At 61.9% G+C, this 18,969-nt stretch carries 11 protein-coding genes; 4 read left to right on the forward strand and 7 right to left on the reverse strand.

The window, feature by feature from the left end; genetic code table 11:
• Positions 1-42: 42 nt before the first annotated feature.
• Both BLP76_RS11265 and BLP76_RS11270 read right to left on the reverse strand, forming a co-directional pair.
• Positions 43-2,214 (reverse strand): putative bifunctional diguanylate cyclase/phosphodiesterase, encoded by a 2,172-nt coding sequence (locus BLP76_RS11265; protein WP_170130427.1) that lies wholly within the window; start codon positions 2,212-2,214, stop codon positions 43-45.
• 192 nt (positions 2,215-2,406) lie between these two features.
• A complete protein-coding gene (locus BLP76_RS11270; protein ID WP_280139934.1) occupies positions 2,407-3,522 on the reverse strand; it encodes an anhydro-N-acetylmuramic acid kinase in 1,116 nt (371 codons plus the stop codon).
• A 68-nt stretch (positions 3,523-3,590) separates the two neighbouring features.
• Here BLP76_RS11270 and tyrS point away from each other — a divergent pair, with 68 nt between their 5' ends.
• The gene (gene tyrS, locus BLP76_RS11275) at positions 3,591-4,853 is read left to right on the forward strand and encodes a tyrosine--tRNA ligase (protein ID WP_092812723.1); all 1,263 of its coding nucleotides are present in this window, start codon (positions 3,591-3,593) and stop codon (positions 4,851-4,853) included.
• 55 nt (positions 4,854-4,908) lie between these two features.
• Here tyrS and BLP76_RS11280 read toward each other — a convergent pair whose 3' ends face one another.
• The gene (locus BLP76_RS11280) at positions 4,909-8,160 is read right to left on the reverse strand and encodes a YhdP family protein (protein ID WP_170130426.1); all 3,252 of its coding nucleotides are present in this window, start codon (positions 8,158-8,160) and stop codon (positions 4,909-4,911) included.
• Between the two features lie 197 nt (positions 8,161-8,357).
• Between BLP76_RS11280 and bcp the strand changes: the two genes are divergently transcribed.
• The gene (gene bcp, locus BLP76_RS11285; protein ID WP_092812729.1) at positions 8,358-8,834 is read left to right on the forward strand and encodes a thioredoxin-dependent thiol peroxidase; all 477 of its coding nucleotides are present in this window, start codon (positions 8,358-8,360) and stop codon (positions 8,832-8,834) included.
• 239 nt (positions 8,835-9,073) lie between these two features.
• The gene (locus BLP76_RS11290; protein ID WP_170130425.1) at positions 9,074-10,288 is read left to right on the forward strand and encodes a M23 family metallopeptidase; all 1,215 of its coding nucleotides are present in this window, start codon (positions 9,074-9,076) and stop codon (positions 10,286-10,288) included.
• A 70-nt stretch (positions 10,289-10,358) separates the two neighbouring features.
• Here BLP76_RS11290 and prfB read toward each other — a convergent pair.
• From prfB to BLP76_RS11305, 3 genes are all read right to left on the reverse strand, one after another.
• Positions 10,359-11,484 (reverse strand): peptide chain release factor 2 gene (gene prfB, locus BLP76_RS11295; RefSeq protein WP_111328819.1). Its coding sequence is split into 2 segments (ribosomal slippage): positions 10,359-11,414 and positions 11,416-11,484, totalling 1,125 coding nucleotides; the frame shifts between segments, so codons are not numbered across the junction.
• 86 nt (positions 11,485-11,570) lie between these two features.
• On the reverse strand, positions 11,571-14,000 hold the full coding sequence (locus BLP76_RS11300; RefSeq protein ID WP_092812737.1) for a penicillin-binding protein 1A: 2,430 nt from the start codon (positions 13,998-14,000) through the stop codon (positions 11,571-11,573).
• Between the two features lie 148 nt (positions 14,001-14,148).
• Positions 14,149-15,363 carry an N-acetylmuramoyl-L-alanine amidase gene (locus tag BLP76_RS11305; protein ID WP_092812740.1) on the reverse strand — a complete coding sequence of 405 codons (1,215 nt, stop codon included), beginning with the start codon at positions 15,361-15,363 and terminating at the stop codon, positions 14,149-14,151.
• A gap of 476 nt (positions 15,364-15,839) precedes the next feature.
• Between BLP76_RS11305 and BLP76_RS11310 the strand changes: the two genes are divergently transcribed.
• A complete protein-coding gene (locus tag BLP76_RS11310; protein ID WP_092812743.1) occupies positions 15,840-18,563 on the forward strand; it encodes a ribonuclease E/G in 2,724 nt (907 codons plus the stop codon).
• A 162-nt stretch (positions 18,564-18,725) separates the two neighbouring features.
• Here BLP76_RS11310 and BLP76_RS11315 read toward each other — a convergent pair.
• Positions 18,726-18,969: transposase (locus BLP76_RS11315; RefSeq protein WP_171904392.1), on the reverse strand; the 244-nt coding region annotated here is incomplete at its 5' end.

An 18,969-nucleotide genomic window follows, 5' to 3' on the forward strand; every position in this document is an offset into this window, starting at 1 on the left:
CTGGGCCTACCGGCTGACGGGACAACCGCATTCAGCCTGACTTCAGGCCGCATTCCGTCTCTTCCGCCCCCTCTCCTCGGGCGCTTGTTCGCTTGATGCCTCATCGCCCGGCGCTTGCGCCTCGAGCTTGGTCGCGTCGTGGCGTTTTTGAGCGGCACGTGTCCCCACGCGAATGTCCTTGGCGATTACCGTTGCGACTTCATCCTTCGGAACCGGCCAGCCGAACAGGAAGCCTTGGACGTTGCGGCAGTCATTGGCGACGAGGAAATGGGCCTGCTGGGCGCTTTCCACACCCTCGGCGGTCACCTTCAGGTCGAGCGAGATGCCGAGCCTGATGATGGAACGCAAAAGTTTCTCCACCTGCCCGCCGACGCCCACACCGTGCACGAAAGAGCGGTCGATCTTGATGCCGTCGAAGGAGAACCGCCAGAGATAGCTCAGGCTGGAATAGCCGGTGCCGAAATCGTCCATGATGAGGGCGGCCCCCATCTTCTTGATCTCACGAAGCTGCGACAGCACGCGATTGGACGTCTCCAAAAGCAGACCTTCGGTGATCTCCACTTCGAGCCGGTCCGCCTTGAGCCCCGTCTGTTTCAATGTCTTGGCGATCAAACGGGGCAAGTTGCCTTTCTTGAACTGCGCAGGTGACAGGTTCACGGCCAGAGTCAAATGCTCCGGCCAAAGGCTTGCCGCACGGCATGATTCCTTCAAAATCCACTCGCCGATCGGCTCGATGAGGCCGGTCTCTTCCGCAACCGGAATGAACTCCGTGGGTGAGACGACGCCGCGCTCGGGATGTTTCAGCCGCAGGAGCGCCTCAAAGCCCGTGAGGCGCCGGGTCACCAGATCGTACTGTGGTTGGAAATAGAGGACGAACCACTTCTCTCGGAAAGCCTTGCGGAGGATCGCCTGCATTTCCAGACGCCCCTGCATCGAGGTGGTCAGCTCCGTGGTGAAAACGGAAATGTCGTTGCGTCCGCCCGCCTTCACCTTGTTCAAGGCGAGGTCGGCATTTTTCAGGAGCTCATTGGCGTTCTCGCCATGCTCTGGAGAGACTGCGATCCCGATCGACGCGCTCGCGACGACTTCGTTGTTCTCACCGTCGCCGACCTTGTAGACGCCATTGAGAGCGGATCCGATCCGTCTCGCGTGGATCTCCGCGTATTTGGTCCCGCCGGCCTCGAGCTGAATGATAGCGAACTCGTCGCCACCCAGCCGCGCGAGGTATTGGGGCTTCTCTACGACATCCCGCAGTCGCTCGGCCACCTGCTTCAGGAATTCATCACCGGCAGCATGGCCATGCGTATCGTTGATTTCCTTGAAGCGATCGATGTCGATGTAGTGCAGAGCGAGATGATGACCTTCCTCGCTTTGACGCCGGATTTCGACCTCCAGCGTCCTCAGAAATTCGTCGCGATTGCTGAGACCCGTCAGCGTGTCGTGGCCGCTCACATAGGTGAGCTCCTCATAGACCTCGCGCTTCTGACGCGTGCGAAGCAGCAGGCTGACAGCCGGGATCGTGAAGGCGACGAGCGCCAGCACCAGGATCGTCCCGAGAATTCCTGTCAGCCACTGCCAGAATCCCGCCTCATCGGCACTGTGATCGAGATAGACTGCGATCGCACCCTCGGAATTTCCGTCGGCATCCTCGATCGGCACCAGGGTGCGGCTGTAATAGGACGGTCCGGCAGATCCCTCTGCATGGCGGTCCTGCCAGCTTAGCGCTCCCTTCCCGGTCTCGACGAACGCACGCGCTTCATCGCGACCAATGGGAGCAATCTCTGTGCCGCCCGCCGCATCACTCAACTCGCGGACGCGATCCCCCGCCCGGTTGAACACCTCGATGCGGAAGACATCCGGCATCGCCAGAATCGTCTTCAGGGCGACATTCTCTTCAGCAGAGAAGCTACCCTCTTTGTCCTGCAGACCCGTCTCCTGAAGACGGCCCGCGGCAAAGGTCGCGCGCTCGACCGCCTCCGATCGCACATATTTCGAATAGAGCTCGTCGGCAGAAAAATACACAACGCCAGCGGTCAGTGCCGCCGTGATCAGCCCGACAAAGGTGACGAAGACCGCGATCGTCTGGTCACCCGCAATCGAGCCCCGCCGACTGTAGGGGGCGCGAGCGACGGTCTTCTGCCGTTTTGCGGCTTTGACCTTCTTCTCCTTGGCCGGGGAAGCCTTTCTGATTGCCTCGCGGCCGGCTTCGATCACCTGAGGCGTCGTTGCGGGCGCGGTTTCGCGGACTGATGTTTCTTCGAGGGACTGTGGTGCTGCGGCCGATCGGCCGTCTTTTGTCGCCTTGCCTCGGAACATATCCGCGAAGGAGGCCGCTATTTTACGCATGAACTCGGACCCGATACCTTCTTCGGAACTTGACCTTGATCCGAAAGGCTTGATTCGAGGTTAATTGTTGCGGTTGGGGCGGCTCCAGCGGCCTCCGGGCAAGGGTCGCGGAGCGCCCGTCGTCCCGGGGAATGTGAGCGGCAGCCCTTCCGCCACCCTGAGCGCAAGATAGGCGAAAGCCTGCGCCTCGATCGCATCTCCGTCGAAACCCAGATGCTCCGCCGCGACGACCTCCGCCGGGGCGAGTTCCGTCGAAAGCAACTTCATCAAGCCCCGATTCAGCCGACCTCCACCGCAAACGATAACAAGTTCAGGTAGTTGCGGCAGAAGCTGGAAACCTCGATTCAACGCGGAAGCGGTGAAGGCGGCAAGCGTGGCGGCGGCATCGTTGTCGTCGAGACCGGTCACATCGGCCGCTTCAAAGGCGTCTCTGTCGAGCGATTTGGGTACCGGCCGCGCGAAGAAGGGGTGCGCGAGCCACCTCTCGACCCGGGAGACATCGGGGCGCCCACGCATCGTGATTTCACCGCCGGCATCAAACGCCAGGCCTCGGCGCGAGGACAAGAGATCGTCGATCAGGGCATTGCCCGGCCCCGTGTCGAGCGCAATCAATGTGTCGCCCTCGCCGACATAGGTCACGTTGGCGACGCCGCCGATGTTGACGAAGGCGATCGGCAATCCGCGGCCCATGCGTTTGGCGAGCGCACGATGATAGACTGGAACGAGCGGCGCGCCCTCACCGCCTGCCGCCACATCTGCTGTCCGAAAATCCCAGGCGACCGGGATCCCAAGCGAATCGGCAAGCGTCTGACCGTCTCCAAGTTGGAGAGTGAGGCCGCGTTCAGGCGCATGAAAGACGGTCTGTCCGTGAAACCCGACGCCGGTGATGTTTTCAAGCCGCAATGCATGATCGCTCACAAAGCGACGAAGGGCACCCTCATGCGCTTTGGTGACGGCGGCCTCCGCCTCCTCGAGGATCGGCTCGCCTCGCACAGCGCCACCCTTTGCGGCCGCCATCGCGCGCCTCAACAGCGCCCGATGCGCATCATCGAGAGGATAAGTCGCGGCGGGGCCGATCTCGCCGACGGTTTCGCCGTCGCTTTCAAGCAACGCGACGTCGACCCCGTCCATCGAGGTGCCGCTGATCACGCCCAAAGTGCTACGAAATTTTGTCACGCCCTTCGCGCTCCGTGATTTCAGGTGCTAAGGGAGCACCCCATATCATTCCTGCAACTAACGAACCCATGACCACGTTTCGATCCGATTTCCTCAACACGCTCCAGGCACGGGGCTTCATCCATCAAATCTCCGACCCGGAAGGGCTCGATAACCTTTTGTCGAAGGAGATGGTGAGCGCGTATATCGGCTTCGACTGCACGGCCCGGAGCCTCCATGCAGGCAGCCTCGTGCAGATCATGATGCTTTACTGGTTGCAGCAGACAGGACATCGGCCGATCGCGCTGATGGGCGGAGGCACGACGCGGATCGGCGATCCGTCCGGGCGCGATGAAAGCCGCAAAATCCTCTCCGACGCCGAGATCGAGGCCAACAAGCAGGGCATCCGACGCGCCTTCGATCCGCTTCTGCATTTCGGCGAAAGCGGCAACGACGCTATCATGCCGGACAATGCCGACTGGCTTCTGAAACTCAACTACATCGACGTTCTGCGCGATGTCGGCCGGCATTTCTCGGTCAACCAGATGATTCAGCGCGATTCGGTGCGTCTCAGGCTGGAGCGCGAGCAGCACCTCTCCCTGCTGGAGTTCAACTACATGGTGCTGCAGGCCTACGATTACGTCGAGCTTCACCGCCGTTATGGTGCACGCCTGCAGATGGGCGGCTCCGACCAATGGGGCAATATCGTTTCCGGTGTCGATCTTGGACGCCGCATGGAGCAGGTGGAAATGTTTGCCCTCACCACCCCGCTTCTGACGACCGCGACGGGCGCCAAGATGGGAAAGACCGCCGAGGGCGCCGTCTGGCTCAACCCCGACATGCTGTCGGCCTACGAGTACTGGCAGTTCTGGCGCAACGCCGCAGACGCCGATGTCGGACGTTTCCTGAAGCTCTACACCATCCTGCCCCTCGACGAGATTGAGCGCCTGGCGGCCCTGCAAGGCGAGGAGATCAACGAGGCTAAGAAGATTCTTGCCACGGAAGCCACGGCCCTCCTTCATGGTCGCGATGCGGCAAAGCACGCCGAAGAGACCGCGCGGCGCACCTTCGAAGCCGGTGAAACCGGAGAGGCTTTGCCCAGCATCGACGTGGATCGCAGTGAGTTCGAAGCCGGCATTGGCGTGCTTTCCGCATTCGTGCGTGCGGGCCTCGCCACGTCCAACGGCGAAGTGCGGCGTCTCATCCGCGGCGGGGGTATCAAGGTCAACGATACGCCAGTCAGCGATGAGCGTGCCCTGATCGGCCTTTCCGACCTCTCGGAAGATGGTGCCGTGAAACTTTCGAGCGGTCGCAAGAAACACGCTCTTTTGCGGATGGGCGGAGCGGCTTAAGCCGCAGGCCTGCCGTCACGGCGTTACACATTCTAGAGGCCGCAGCTCTGCGGCCTCAGCGGTACTCGAAGATCTTGCGAAAGATGCCCGGTGCGATCGCCGACATCAGATTCATCTTGAGAGATGGATTGCCGAGATTGCCGAAGAGCTTGAAGGTCACGCCGACCAGACCCTCGTTCTGACCACCGCCGAGGATCTGACCGAAGATCGGAATCGTACCCGCCATATTGTTGATACCGAAGGCCGGGATGAACGTGCCGCTCAGGGCGATCTTCTCATCGGTGAGGTTGATCGTCCCGCTTGCCGTCGCTCCGAGCATCGGCCCGCGCAGATAGGCCTCATCGATCGCGATGACGCCCTTATCCATGCGGAACGGGATGCGCAGCTTGGTGAAAGTCATATTGGACGTGTCGACCTCCTCGGTGATCTGCTCGCGCGCTCGCTGCGACCCCGGTTGATCGCGCTTGCGCGTCGCTGGCCGGACGGCTTCGGCGAGTGCGGCCTCCTCCACGACGCGGAAGTCCCGCAGCCAGGCTTCTCCGGAGGCGCTGTCGCCGCCCGGCGGCCCGCGCAGGACGAGGGTCAGGAGACCTTCGCGAACACGTGAATAGAGATCGACAAAGCCCAGAACCGCCCCGCCATCAGCAGCGTCCAGCACCTGCTCGCGCAGTCTCGCGTTCTCGGTGATGCGCCAATTGAAGGCGCCACCGGCGGCATCCCCAAGCACACCTGAAAGGTTCAGCCCGTGGAGCCGACCGCCTGAGATCTGCGCAGAGCCCTTTATGCCGTAAGCCGTGACATCGTTTTCGCCCTTCACCCGATCGAGCGCGACGTCGATACGTAACGGCATCATGCCGGCGCCTGCGCCCTTCTTACTGCTTTTCAGCGAACGGATGAGACCACGCGCGTCGAGCTGAGCCCCGCTCACGCTGATGCGCGCGTTGCCGCCCGAAACGTTTGCCTTCAACGCGAAATCATCACCCGGCCGCAGGGCCACATCGTGCAGGTCGAGACTGTCGAGCTTTCCGTCCGAGGTCAGCTTCAGTGAACCGGACGCGTGAAAGCCCTCGCCTTTCAGCGAAAGCCCCTCGACATCGCGGCCAGAGGCGCTCGTCTTCACCCGGAACTCAGCACTCGTAGCAACGCCCGCGCCCTTTTCCCACGAAATCGGAGGCAGCCGCACACGCGCTTTCGTCAGATCGAGATGGATGAGCTGCGTTCCGTCATCTTCGGCGGAAATCGACGCGATCACGGGTCCGGAAAGATAATCATCCAGATCGATGCCGAGGCGGTCTCGCGCCGCCTTGTCGAGAGTGAGAGCGACATCGGTATCGGACTCGCCGGCCTCCCCCCCCGTCATGTCGATATTCGCCTCGATCCCGTCGAGGCGCGCCTTGCCCGCGACCCGGTAGGCGTCCGGGACACCACTCAACGTCAGGTCAGCATCCGCGACAGAGTGGCCTTCTATCGCCGCCTTGCTCGAAAAACCGCGCAAGACGAGTTCGAACTTCGGCTCCACCGAGAGAAGTGACGCCTCTTTCTTCAAAGGCACCGCCGCAACGAGCGAAAGCTCCGCCTCGCCCGATAAATCGTCGGGCGAAATGCCCTTCGACGCCGCCACGTCCAGCGGACCGGTATTGGAAAGCGCGGCAAGCGCCGGCGCCGAACCGACGAGGCGCAGGGTGAGGTCGCCGACGGCGTCCTTGCCTCCGAGGTCGGGAATAACGAGCAATGACCCTCCGGCCGAGAGCGCCGGATAGTTCGGCACCGCGACGTCGGCCGAATCCAAAGCGATCGTCGCCGTCGCGTCGGCGAGCCTGACAGAGCCTTTCGCATTGACGAAGTCCGGCAGATCGGGAGCGGGCGTGAAACGCCCTGAGCGGAACGGCACGTCGCCGGACAAGCCGTATTTCGGTAGAACCTTATCCTTGCCCTCGGGACCGATATGATCCGGTGGCAGGGCAACCTGCAACTCGACCGGTCCGACAACGCCCTCTTTGAGATTGTCCTCAAGCCAATGGAGCACGCCGGGCGCCAGAAATCCGGGCCATAACGCCACGAAGAGCGAGCTCGGCATCTCGCTGATGGATACGGCGAGCGCAAGGCCCGGCGAGGCGCCGTCGGGATGCCAGCCGCCGACGACACTGATGTTGCCAGCAGGATTGGCGACCGAGAACCGGTCAATCGAGACGCTGCCGCGGGCGGGATCGAATGTGACGTCGAATTCGCCGCGCACCTGTTCCCGCACCCCGCCTGGGGCGAAAACCACGCCGGAGGGCATTTGCGCACGCACCTCCACCGGCTCATCGACTTGGTTGAGATCGAGCGCCACAGCCAGCCCGAACAGGCCGGCAGAACTCGCCACATACGCCCGCTTGAAGAGTATCTCGTCGCCTTTGGGAGGCAGCGTAAAGGCAAAGCGCGCGTCGTTCAGATAGAAGGAACTGGAATCGTCGACGGTGACAAGCCCCGGCGTCAGCCCGATCTCACCCAAAAGCTGCACATCATCCACCCCCGCCTGAAAACGGGCATGAAGCTGCAGGCGACCGGCGTAGCTTTGCAGCGTCTCCGGGTTCGCCAGTGTCGGCACGATCGTCGCCAGCGGCAGGTCATCGAGATTGAGTTCCACGATGTCGGCGCCGCTCTCGCGCGTGCGTTCCACGGTCAGTGACCAGAATGCACCGGCCGCGGAAGCCTGAAGCCATAGCTTGCTGCGCGCCTCTCCCAGCGGCTGCCAGGTGAAGTCGGAAATCTGGCCGCTCAAAGGAGGCAGATCGGAACGCGGCAATTCGAGCTTGATGTTCTCGACCTCGAAATCCTCAAATCCGAGTTCACGGAGAGTGACGTCGGCTTCCACGACGCCTTCCGCGAAAGAACGTGCGAACTGGCGGATCAATTCGGCCCGCGGCTGCGCCTCGGTCGCGCTTTCCGGCAATTGCAGGGAGACTTCCACCTGCGAAATTCGCACATGACGCGGCTTGATCCAGGTCTCGCGCCAGTCACGCAGCGATGAGGAAACGGCCATTGTCTTGGCCTTGATGTGCAAGGCCGGGCCGAAGCTGAAATCGACGTCTCCGGCCTCCAGCACGAGGCCACTGCCCGATTCCCAATAAGCACGGATGCTGCCAAGCTCGACATGGGCCCCGGGCGGAACACGCTCCTGGAGGCTCGCCTCCAGGCGGTCTCGCATCCAGTTCGGGCCGAAGCCCTCTCCGCTCACGCTGTAAACGAGGCTGCCCGAGACCAAGACCAGCAGAGCGACGACCACAAGCAATGATAGAAAAGCGGCACGAAGGATCCGACGCATGGCACGACGTGTCACTCGTGGGGCGTTCTTCCCTGGCTTCTCGGTCGTTGACTTGGGTTTCTGCGACAGCATTTTCTTCCGAATCGAGTCTCGCTCTTCCCAAGATGGCTGCCAACGATAGACAACTTGGCGAGCGTAGGCACGAAATCGCACCCTAGAGTTCACCTGATTTCCAAACACGTCGAAAGGATGACGAGATGGCGAAGGCCCCCGACATCGGCGACCCGGCCCCGGACTTCACTCTTCCAACCGATGGCGGTGGCGAATTCTCGCTCGCCGCGCATCGCGGAGAGCCGGTGGTTCTCTATTTTTACCCCAAGGACAACACGCCCGGTTGCACCAAAGAGGCGATCTCCTTCAGCTCCGAAATAGAAGCCTTCCGCTCCGCCGGCATTTCCGTGGTGGGAATTTCACCCGATAGCGCGGCGAGCCACGACAAGTTCAAGACGAAGCACGATCTCTCCGTCACTCTCGTCGCCGATGAGGATACGAAGGTGTGCGAGGCCTATGGCGTGTGGGCGGAAAAATCCATGTACGGTCGCCGCTATATGGGCGTCGAACGCTCCACCTTTCTGATCGATCGCGACGGTGTCATCGCCCGCGTCTGGCGCAAGGTGAAAGTCCCGGGCCATGTGAATGACGTTTTGGAAGCCGCGCGGATGATGGCGACCTGAGGGGGATCCCGAGAGCGTCAATCGCACTTAAGGAAACGCGATATTAACCATGGGCTGCGAGGGTCTTTACCTCCTCTCAACCATACCGCGCCTTCGTGCTCATGGTCCCCTTCTCAAGTTCTCAGCCTGCTTCCAAACGCCGAAAAGAACCGCCACGCGTCATCATCGCTCGGCGCGGGCGACTCACGTCCTATACGCTTCGGCCCTGGCTTTTCGGGTCGATCGCCAGCGTCTTTGTCTTGTTCGGCACCGGTTATATCGGCGGAACCGCTTACCTGTTTTATCGGGATGGCCTTCTCGATGCGGCCTCCGCACGCCAGGCGGAGCTGCAGCATGTCTATGAAGACAGGATTGCGCGGCTTCGAGGCGAAATCGACAGGGTCACCAGCAAGCACCTCGTCGAAACGCAATCGATGGAAGAGCAGCTGGCGACGCTGCTCGACCGTCAGGAGGCGATCTTCCGCCGCCAGTCTCTCCTCGACGATGTGATGCAAAGGGCCGAAGCGGCCGGCATCAGCATCGCCGAAACACGCATGACGACGCCGAGACCGCGGCCTGACGAACCGTTCAAGCAATTGGCGGCCGCACCAGGAAAGAGTGCGGATCCAGACGAAGGCCAGGCGCTCGGCTATGCCGAGGACGGCCCCTCGCGGGCGGACATCATCACCGGCAGCATCTTCGCTCACCCGGGCGAGGCGAAGGTCAAACCGGTAGCCGCCAAGACGAGCGGTCTTGAAAGCGAAAAGCTGCGTCCTCTCCTCAAATCGATGGATGGAGCCTTGCGTGACAGCTTCGCGACACAACTGGATGCCGCAGCGGTTCTCTCAGCCGCGTCTCACGCTGAAACGGTACGCCTTGAGACGACGCTGAACGATCTCGGTTTTTCCGATCTCGTTCCGAGGAAGAACGCCTCTGCCGGCGACGATGCCACAGGCGGACCTTTCGTGCCGGTCGACGATGATGCTGCGTTGCGCGGGCTCGCCTTCGTGGAAACCATCGACGGAATCGATTCCACTCTCGCCAATGTGCAGGATATGCGCCGCAAGCTCGCGTCCCTGCCTCTCGGACGCCCCATCATCGCGCCACGCTCGTCCGGCTTCGGCTATCGCACGGACCCGTTTCTGAAGCGGCCGGCCCTGCATACGGGCATCGACTTTCGGGCTGTGAGTGGATCGCCGGTTCGCGCCACGGGTCCAGGCGAAGTCGTCGAGGCCGGATGGAACGGCGGTTACGGCAAGATGATCGAGATCCGCCACGCGCACGGCGTCAGCACGCGCTACGGGCATCTGTCGCGCATCGACGTGAAGGTCGGCGACAAGATCACCGCCGGCGAAGTCATCGGTCGTGTCGGCTCGACCGGACGCTCCACGGGCCCGCATCTTCACTACGAGACGAGGCGCGACGGACGGCCGGAAGACCCGACCCCGTTCTTGAAAACCAAACGCTTCGGCTAAAGCACCGCGAAGTCCATCCCTCACCCGAACCTGCGTTTTCGAGAGGGATGGTCCGCGGACAGGAAGCGGCTTATTCGGCCGCTTCCTCGGTATTGTCGGTGCTGCCCACGCGCTGGGCGAGAGCCGCTTCCATGAAGCCATCCAGATCCCCGTCGAGAACCTCAGACGGCGTCGTGTGCTCCACGGATGTGCGCAGATCTTTGACCAGCTGGTACGGCTGCAGCACGTATGAGCGAATCTGATGCCCCCAGCCGATTTCGGATTTGGCTTCGTGGGCCTCCTGAATCGATTCCTCGCGCTTCTTCAGCTCCATCTCATAGAGCCTCGACTTCAACGCCTTCATGGCGTTGGCGCGGTTCTGGTGCTGCGACTTCTCCGATGACGTCACCACGATGCCCGTCGGCAAGTGAGTGATACGCACAGCCGAATCGGTCGTGTTGACGTGCTGTCCGCCAGCACCCGAGGAACGGTAGGTGTCGATACGGATATCCTTGTCCTGGATCTCGATCTCGATGTTGTCGTCGACGACCGGATAGACCCAGACAGAGGAGAACGATGTGTGCCGGCGAGCCTGGCTGTCGAAGGGTGAAATCCGGACGAGACGGTGCACGCCCGATTCGGTCTTCAGCCAGCCATAGGCATTTTCGCCTTTGAGCAGGAGCGTAGCGGACTTGATGCCGGCTTCTTCGCCGTCGGTCTGAGCGATGAGCTCGACAGAGAACTTCCGGCGCTCGCCCCAGCGCGTATACATGCGCAGAAGCATCGAGGCCCAGTCCTGGCTCTCCGTGCCGCCCGCGCCAGCGTGGACTTCGAGATAGGCATCGCTCGCATCGGCTTCGCCAGAAAGCAGCGCTTCGACCTGCCGTCTCTGCACGTCCTTATGCAGAGCCACGAGGGACTTTTCGGCCTCGGCGATGACGGTCTCGTCGTCTTCTTCCTCGGCAAGCTCTATCAGCTCGATGCTATCGGCGATGCTCGCTTCGATCTCTTGAACGCCGGAAATGGCCGTCTCCAGCCTTTGGCGCTCGCGCATCACCTTCTGGGCTTCCTGCGGATCATCCCAAAGGGTGGGGTCTTCGACGCGTTCGTTCAGCTTGGCGAGACGTTTCTGAGAGACATCCCAGTCAAAGATGCCTCCTTATCAGGGTCAGCGCCTCCCTGATCTCGTCAACGAGGTTTTCGATTTCGGCGCGCATCTTGTCCTCATGCAAATGTACCGACGGCGGCGCCCCAGAGGAGCGCCGCCTGATGAAAGAGTGAGGCGTAACGCTTTTGCGTCGGCCTAGTAAAGGCCACCGGTCCCGGTGCTGATCGCTCTGTCGGCCTCGGGGGTCACGGTCAAAGGCTGACCGGATGAATCCTGATAGCCGATGATGGAGTAGCTGGAGGGAGGCGCTGTACCCGGCTTGAAGGCTTCCATGATGACCTTCTCCCCTTCCGCGCCGCTGGCGCGAAGACCGGTGCGGGCATCGATCGGGATGAGCTGGATGCCCGGCGGCACCTGGAAGGGCTTGGCAGGCTCATCGGCGAGAGCGACCTTCATGAAATCTGTGAAGATCGGCGCAGCAAGCACGCCGCCCGTCGAACCACGGCCCATCGGCTTCGGCTGGTCGTAGCCGATGAAGACACCGACGACGAGGTCGGGCGAGAAGCCGATGAACCAGGCATCCTTCTCCTCGTTCGTCGTTCCGGTCTTTCCGGCGATCGGCTTTCCGACAGCTTTGACGCGGCTACCGGTGCCCCGCTGGACGACGCCTTCCATCATCGAGGTGATCTGGTAGGCCGTCATGGGATCAAGGATCTGTTCGCGCTGGTCGATCAGCTCAGGCTCAGCCTGTCCGTGCCAGTCCTGCGCCTCACAGCCGATGCATTCGCGCTGATCATGCTGATAGATGGTCTTGCCGTAACGGTCCTGAATCCGGTCGATCAGGGTGGCGTTGATCTTGCGCCCGCCATTGGCGATCGTGCCATAGGCGGTGACAAGCCGCAGGACGGTCGTTTCGCCGGCACCCAGCGCCATCGGCAGGTAGGGCTTCAGGTCGTCATAGATGCCAAAGCGTTCCGCATATTCGGCGACCAACGGCATGCCCATATCCTGCGCCAGGCGCACGGTCATGACGTTGCGGGAATGCTCAATGCCGATGCGCAGCGTCGAGGGGCCGTAATATTTGTTCGAGTAATTCTGAGGCCGCCAGATCTTGTCGCCGGCCTTGATCTCGATCGGGGCATCCATGACCACGGAAGACGGCGTGTAGCCGTTGTCGAGAGCCGTCGCATAGACGAACGGTTTGAAGGACGAGCCCGGCTGACGATAGGCCTGCGTCGCCCGATTGAACTTGCTCTGGTCGAAGGAGAAACCGCCCACGAGCGCGCGGACGCGGCCCGTATAGGGATCCATCGCAACCATGGCGCCCTGGATCTTCGGCGCCTGCCGGAGTTTGTAGACGCCTTTCTTGTCGGCATCCTCTTCCACGAAGATGACATCGCCGGCACTCAACACATCGCTTGCGGATTTGACGCTGCGCTTCGCCCATTTCATGTTCGAGACAGGCAGGACGCCGGTTTCGCGCTCATCGGAAAGCTTGCCCGAGATGAGCCGCTTTGGCTTCAGACCGATATCGGCCTCGCCATCACCCGTCGCCAGCACGACGGCAAGATGCCATTCAGGAACGTCTGAGAGGCCGTCCACCTCACCCAGCTTCTTGCCCCAGTCGCCGGCGATATCGATGCGGTCGACCGGCCCACGGAAACCGCGCTTTTCGTCGAACGCGATCAGGCCTTTCTGGAGGGTCTTGCGGGCGAGCGCCTGAAGCTGCGGGTCGAGCGTGGTGCGCACCGACAACCCGCCCTCATAGAGCTTCTCGCTGCCGTACATATCGATCAGACGACGACGCACCTCTTCGGCGAAATATTCCGAAGCGAAAAGGTACTGCCCGCGCGGGCGCGGATTGACGTCAAGCGGTTCGGCCTTGGCCTTCTGCGCGTCCTCCGCACGGATATAACCGTTCTCCAGCATCTGATCGATCACCCAATTGCGGCGATCGACGGCGCGCTGAGTGTCTCGGAACGGATTGTAGTTCTCGGGCGCTTTCGGCAGAGCGGCGAGATAGGCCGCCTCCGCGAGCGTCAGCTCATTTACGGATTTGTCGAAATAATTGAGCGACGCGGCTGCGATGCCATACGAGCCGAGGCCGAGATAGATCTCGTTGAGATACAGCTCCAGGATGCGGTCCTTGGAATAGGCCTGCTCGATGCGCAGCGACAGGAGCGCTTCCTTGATCTTGCGCTCATAGGTGCGCTCGTTGGTGAGCAGAAAGTTCTTTGCCACCTGCTGGGTGATGGTGGAGGCACCCTGCAGTTTGCCAGAGCCGCTGTTGCGCAGATTGGAGACGATGGCGCGAAGGATACCCTCCACGTCGATCCCCGGGTGGTTGTAGAAATTCTTGTCCTCGGCAGACAGATAAGCCGCCTTGACCAGGTCCGGGACGGCCTGAATCGGCAGATAGAGCCGACGCTGGCGCGCATATTCGGCAACAAGCTGTCCGTCGTCAGCATGGATGCGCGTCATCACCGGCGGCTCGTATTTGGCGAGCACGTCGTAATCTGGAAGGTCCTGATTGTAGCGATGCAACAGGAAGCCGGCCACAGCCGCCACGCACAGCGCCAGAAGCGCGCCGATGCCGAACAAATAGCCGATTAATCGCAAGAACATGAAGGGGCTGCCCCACCTATTCGGAAAAGCCGAGATTGCTTAGGATCGGCTTCATCCAGTTTTGTGATGAAACTGAGGCGGTTCCCGGCGGTACCGCCCCTACGCTGGCTCTGTCGCCAATAAGCCACACGCTTTCTCGTGATCTTCCTCAGCGGCGCGCGACACCCGGCAATGCGAGATACTTCTCCACGGCGCTGGCCACCGCCTCGCTCGTGCGCTCTCGCCATTCATCCGACTGAAAAAGCTTCTCGTCCACATTATTGGAAAGATAGCCGAGTTCCAAGAGCACCGAGGGCACGTCCGGAGCCTTGAGAACGCGAAAGGATGCGCCCCGGCGAGGCTTCTTGTTGAGGACCATCTCCGCGCTCAGATCCTTTACGAGATCGGCTGCGAAGCGCATCGAGAGGTTGCGGGTCTCGCGCCGCGCCAGATCGAACAGGATCGTCGCCACCTCGTCCGGCTGATCTTCGATGGCGAGGCCCGCCAGAATGTCGGCGCGGTTTTCGCGCGCGGCGAGGCGCGCTGCGAGCACGTCCGACGCTTCTTCCGAGAGCGTGTAGACGGTGGCGCCACGCACGTAATCCTGCGGCACGGTATCGGCATGCACCGAAATGAACAGCGCTGCCCCCTCACGTCTGGCGAAGGCCACGCGCTTGCCGAGCGACAGGAAGACATCGTCGTCGCGCGTGAGGATCGGGATCGTCTTGCCACGCTCGAGCAGCACTTCCCGCAACGCCTTCGAAAAGCTGAGCGTGATGTCCTTTTCCAAGAGCCCATCTGAACTGATCGCACCGGAATCGATGCCGCCGTGGCCAGGATCGATGACGACGACCGGGCGGCTGTCGGCCGTCTCAGGCCGATCGATCGGGATTTCGTGGCTCTCGGGTGATGCGCCCTCCTCCCCCTCCTGAAGCGAGGCGAGCGCTGGCGTGGGTTCGCTGATCGGCGCGGCTGCCTCCGAAAAGGCTTCCGCCGTGGAGGGAACCATATCGAGGACAAGGCGGGCCGGTTGCTCGGCAACTCCTGGCATCAGGTAGGATTTTTCCACCTCCACCGGACCCGTGAGGTCCAAGACCACGCGACCCCGCGAGGCCGCGATCTGGCCGAAGCGATAATCGCTGACGAGACCTATGGCCTTGGTCTTGGAGGCCGGCGCAGCAAATTCCGTATCGGGAAGATCGACAACAAGCCGATAGGGAGCGCGTAACCGCAAGATGTGAAATCGAGGCTCTCCTTCCACATCGAGCACCATACGCGTGCGCTCACTATCTCCGACAACACGGATGTCGGAAACCTTCGCGGCAAGGGCTGGAGAAGCTGCAAGCCAAGGCAAGACGAGCAGCATGAGGGCGAAGCGGACCATGCCCACCTTCTTCAGTTCTTAGAAAACGCCTCGCTTCTCTCTAAAGGATGTGGCAAGGCAAAGGCGAGCGAATGTGGTTTTCGCGTCTCCACGTCGCAACGTTCTCTTGAATCGAACGAAGCTCGTTTATAAGAGAGAGAATGACGGATTCTTCTCCGGCTGTCATCGGGTGCGGCGTTGTAAAGATCAACGCCCTTCAGCCGACTGTACGGAGGCGAAGACGGACCAGCCGGACGCACCGCTGGTCTCAGGCGGCATGAGCCGCAACGACTTGGAAAGGCAGCCCATGGGTGACCGCGCCCGCAACGCTCAGCAGCTGATGGTTCTGCCGCAAAGGCAGATCGCGCAGCAGCCGATGCTTCCGCGGCGACACGCGCTGGCGCCTGTTCTCCCCTTATTCACATTTGGCCCCGGCCGCGCGCCAAGAGCAACTGGCGCGCCTGACGCATATCCGGCCCGGGGCGGAGTCACACACTATGTCGAACAAGATGCTCATCGACGCGGCCCACCCGGAAGAGACCCGGGTCGTGGTGCTGCGCGGCGACAAGGTTGAAGAATTTGATTTTGAATCAGCGGAAAGAAGACAACTTCGAGGCAACATCTATCTGGCGAAGGTAACGCGGGTCGAGCCGTCACTGCAGGCCGCCTTCGTCGATTATGGCGGCAACCGGCACGGCTTTCTGGCCTTCTCGGAGATCCACCCAGACTATTACCAGATCCCGTTCGCCGACAGGCAGGCGCTTCTCGACGCGGAAGAATCCGACCGCGACGAGGATTCCGACAATCATGGCGGTGACGCCCACGGCGACGACACCCCCGCAAAGGCGGACAAGTCGTCCGATGACGATTCCGACGACGACACCAACGGCGACGACACCAACGGCGACGACACCAACGGCGACGATAACGACGCCGACCATGCCGTCGAAAGCGTCGGCGCGGAAGATGCGATGGAGGAGGTGCCGGAACGGCGCCGCCAGCGCGCCAAGCAGTACAAGATCCAGGAAGTCATCAAACGCCGCCAGGTTCTTCTGGTGCAGGTGGTCAAAGAGGAGCGCGGCAACAAAGGCGCTGCGCTGACGACGTACCTGTCGCTCGCAGGTCGCTACTCGGTCCTGATGCCGAATACGGGTCGCGGCGGCGGCATTTCCCGCAAGATCACCGACCCAGCCGACCGCAAGCGCTTGAAGAGCATTGCGGCTGGGCTTGAGGTGCCGTCGGGAATGGGCGTCATCCTCCGCACCGCGGGCGCCTCCAGAACGAAGACCGAGATCAAGCGCGATTTCGAATATCTTCTCAGATTGTGGGAGAACGTTCGCGATCTGACGCTGAAATCTGCGGCACCAACCCTCGTTTACGAGGAAGGCAGTCTCGTCAAACGCTCCATCCGCGATCTCTATTCGCGCGAGATCGACCAGGTCATGGTCGCTGGCGAAGAAGCCTATCGCGAGGCGAAGGACTTCATGCGCATGCTCATGCCGAGCCATGCCAAGAATGTTCAGCCCTACCGTGATGCCGCCCCGATCTTCTCGCGCCATTCGGTGGAGCGTCAGCTCGAAGCGATGTTCCTGCCGCAGGTCACTTTGCGCTCCGGCGGCTACATCGTGATCAATCAGACCGAGGCGCTCGTCGCCATCGACGTCAATTCGGGCCGTTCGACGCGTGAACATTCGATCGAGGACACCGCGGTTCGAACGAACCTCGAAGCGGCCGAAGAGGTCGCGCGCCAATTGCGGCTGCGCGATCTGGCGGGCCTTATCGTCATCGACTTCATCGACATGGAGGAGAAGCGCAACAACCGGGCTGTCGAACGCAAGCTGAAGGATTGCCTGCGCTTCGACCGCGCACGTATCCAGCTCGGGCGTATCTCACATTTCGGTTTGATGGAGATGTCGCGGCAGCGCCTCAGGACCGGCGTCTTGGAGAGTTCGACAGCGCTCTGCCATGCCTGCCATGGCACCGGCCAGGTTCGCTCCGTCGCGTCTCTCGCGCTGCAGCTCCTGCGTATGCTGGAAGAGCACCTCATTCAGGACCGCAGCCGCAATCTCGAAGTGTCGACGCGTCCGGACGTTGCGCTTTACGTGCTCAACCAGAAGCGCTCGCATCTCGCCGACCTCGAACGCCGCTTCGCGGTTTCGATCAGCGTTGCCGGGGATGCACCGGATGCAGCCTCGGGCTTCACCATCGATCGGGCCGACCTCTCCGAGGAGGAACCGCCCCACTCTGCAGCCGTGGCGATGCTCGACGTGTCTGACCTCGACGAGCCTGCTCCGGCCGACGTCGAGGATGAGAGCGAAGCGAGCGCAGATGAAGACGGCGAGGACGGCGGCCGCCGCGGGGGCCGCCGGCGCAAGCGTCGTCGTCCGAAAGGCGAGCGAGCCGAAAGCGATCGCTCGGAGACGGAGACCGCCACCTCGGAAGCTGCCGCGGCAAGCGACGGCGAAGCGCGGCGGGACGACAGCTCAGATGACGACGACGGTGACGAGACGAAGCCGAAGAAGCGGCGCCGTGGCCGCCGCGGTGGAAGGCGGCGCGGTCGCAATCGCGATGAGCAGCAGGATGCAAGCGCAACGAACGGCGACAATGCGCAAGATCGCGGTTCAAGCTCCAACGACGACGATGGGGACGACGATGGGGACGACGACCGCGCAGACGCGCGTCCCTCTGAGGCCGAAGGGCAGAACGACGTAACGAACCTCTCGGAAACTTCGGAAGCCCCGTCGCCGGAGCAAGCCTCTCCGGCGGAGCAGACTTCTGCGGCAGTCGAAGCGGCGCAGGAAACTGCGGGTGCCGAGGCTTCCAGCGAGACGACGGTGGAGCAGCATTCGCTCCCAGCCGCCACGGAACAGGTCGGCGCGGAACAGGTCGGCACGGAACAGGTCGGCACGGACGCAGCGAGTGAGACAAAGGCTGAGCCCGCCTCAAGCGAAGACGCTGCCGAAGAAGACGAAAACCGTTCCAGCTACGAAGAAGCCAAGGACGAGAACGCCGATCGCGTAGCGGAAGCGGCAATGCCCGCCGAACCAGAGGCTGCCGAAAGGGGCGCTCGGGCGAGCGACACGTCCGAAGAAGAACAGCAAAAAGACGAGACCGCTTCGGCGCAGGCCGACGTTGCCGAAAAGGCCGAGGACGAGGAGCCGAAGGACGATCCGAACCGGCCGAAGCGCGTCGGCTGGTGGCAGCGTCGTTCATTCCTTTGAACATAGCGATCGCTCATTGAGCTAAAAAAGAGCCCGCCCGGGACACCGGGCGGGCTCAGACTGCTGACGAACCCCGTCATTTTTGGCGGGGTTTGTTTTTTGTGGTGATGCGGATCGCTGCTCGATTTTGTCTGTCTACGTCGAAGCGGATGCTGGGGGCCCTCATGCGGGGCTCGGAGCCGGCATCCGGCTGAGTGCGATGGCCATCTTCTTGATGTTCTGAGCGGCGGCGGCGAGCAGGCACTGGCTGGAGACGCGGCTCAGACTTCGGAACCGGGCGTAGCGGTGGCCATGGAGCTGCTTTGCATCGGCAAAGGAGCGTTCCACCGTCTCCTTGCGCCGCTTGTAGATCGCTTTGCCCCAGGGTGTCAGGCGATGGGCATCGGTCCTTTCGCGGCTTTCGGTC

It is taken from the genome of Afifella marina DSM 2698, assembly GCF_900102695.1.
Taxonomy (GTDB): Bacteria; Pseudomonadota; Alphaproteobacteria; order Rhizobiales; family Afifellaceae; genus Afifella; species Afifella marina.

Coding starts and splice junctions, on each gene's coding strand:
- BLP76_RS11310 (WP_092812743.1), top strand. CDS start 15,840: ATGTCGAACAAGATGCTCATCGACGCGGCCCACCCGGAAGAGACCCGG.
- bcp (WP_092812729.1), top strand. CDS start 8,358: ATGGCGAAGGCCCCCGACATCGGCGACCCGGCCCCGGACTTCACTCTT.
- BLP76_RS11305 (WP_092812740.1), bottom strand. CDS start 15,363: ATGGTCCGCTTCGCCCTCATGCTGCTCGTCTTGCCTTGGCTTGCAGCT.
- tyrS (WP_092812723.1), top strand. CDS start 3,591: ATGACCACGTTTCGATCCGATTTCCTCAACACGCTCCAGGCACGGGGC.
- BLP76_RS11300 (WP_092812737.1), bottom strand. CDS start 14,000: ATGTTCTTGCGATTAATCGGCTATTTGTTCGGCATCGGCGCGCTTCTG.
- BLP76_RS11280 (WP_170130426.1), bottom strand. CDS start 8,160: ATGCGTCGGATCCTTCGTGCCGCTTTTCTATCATTGCTTGTGGTCGTC.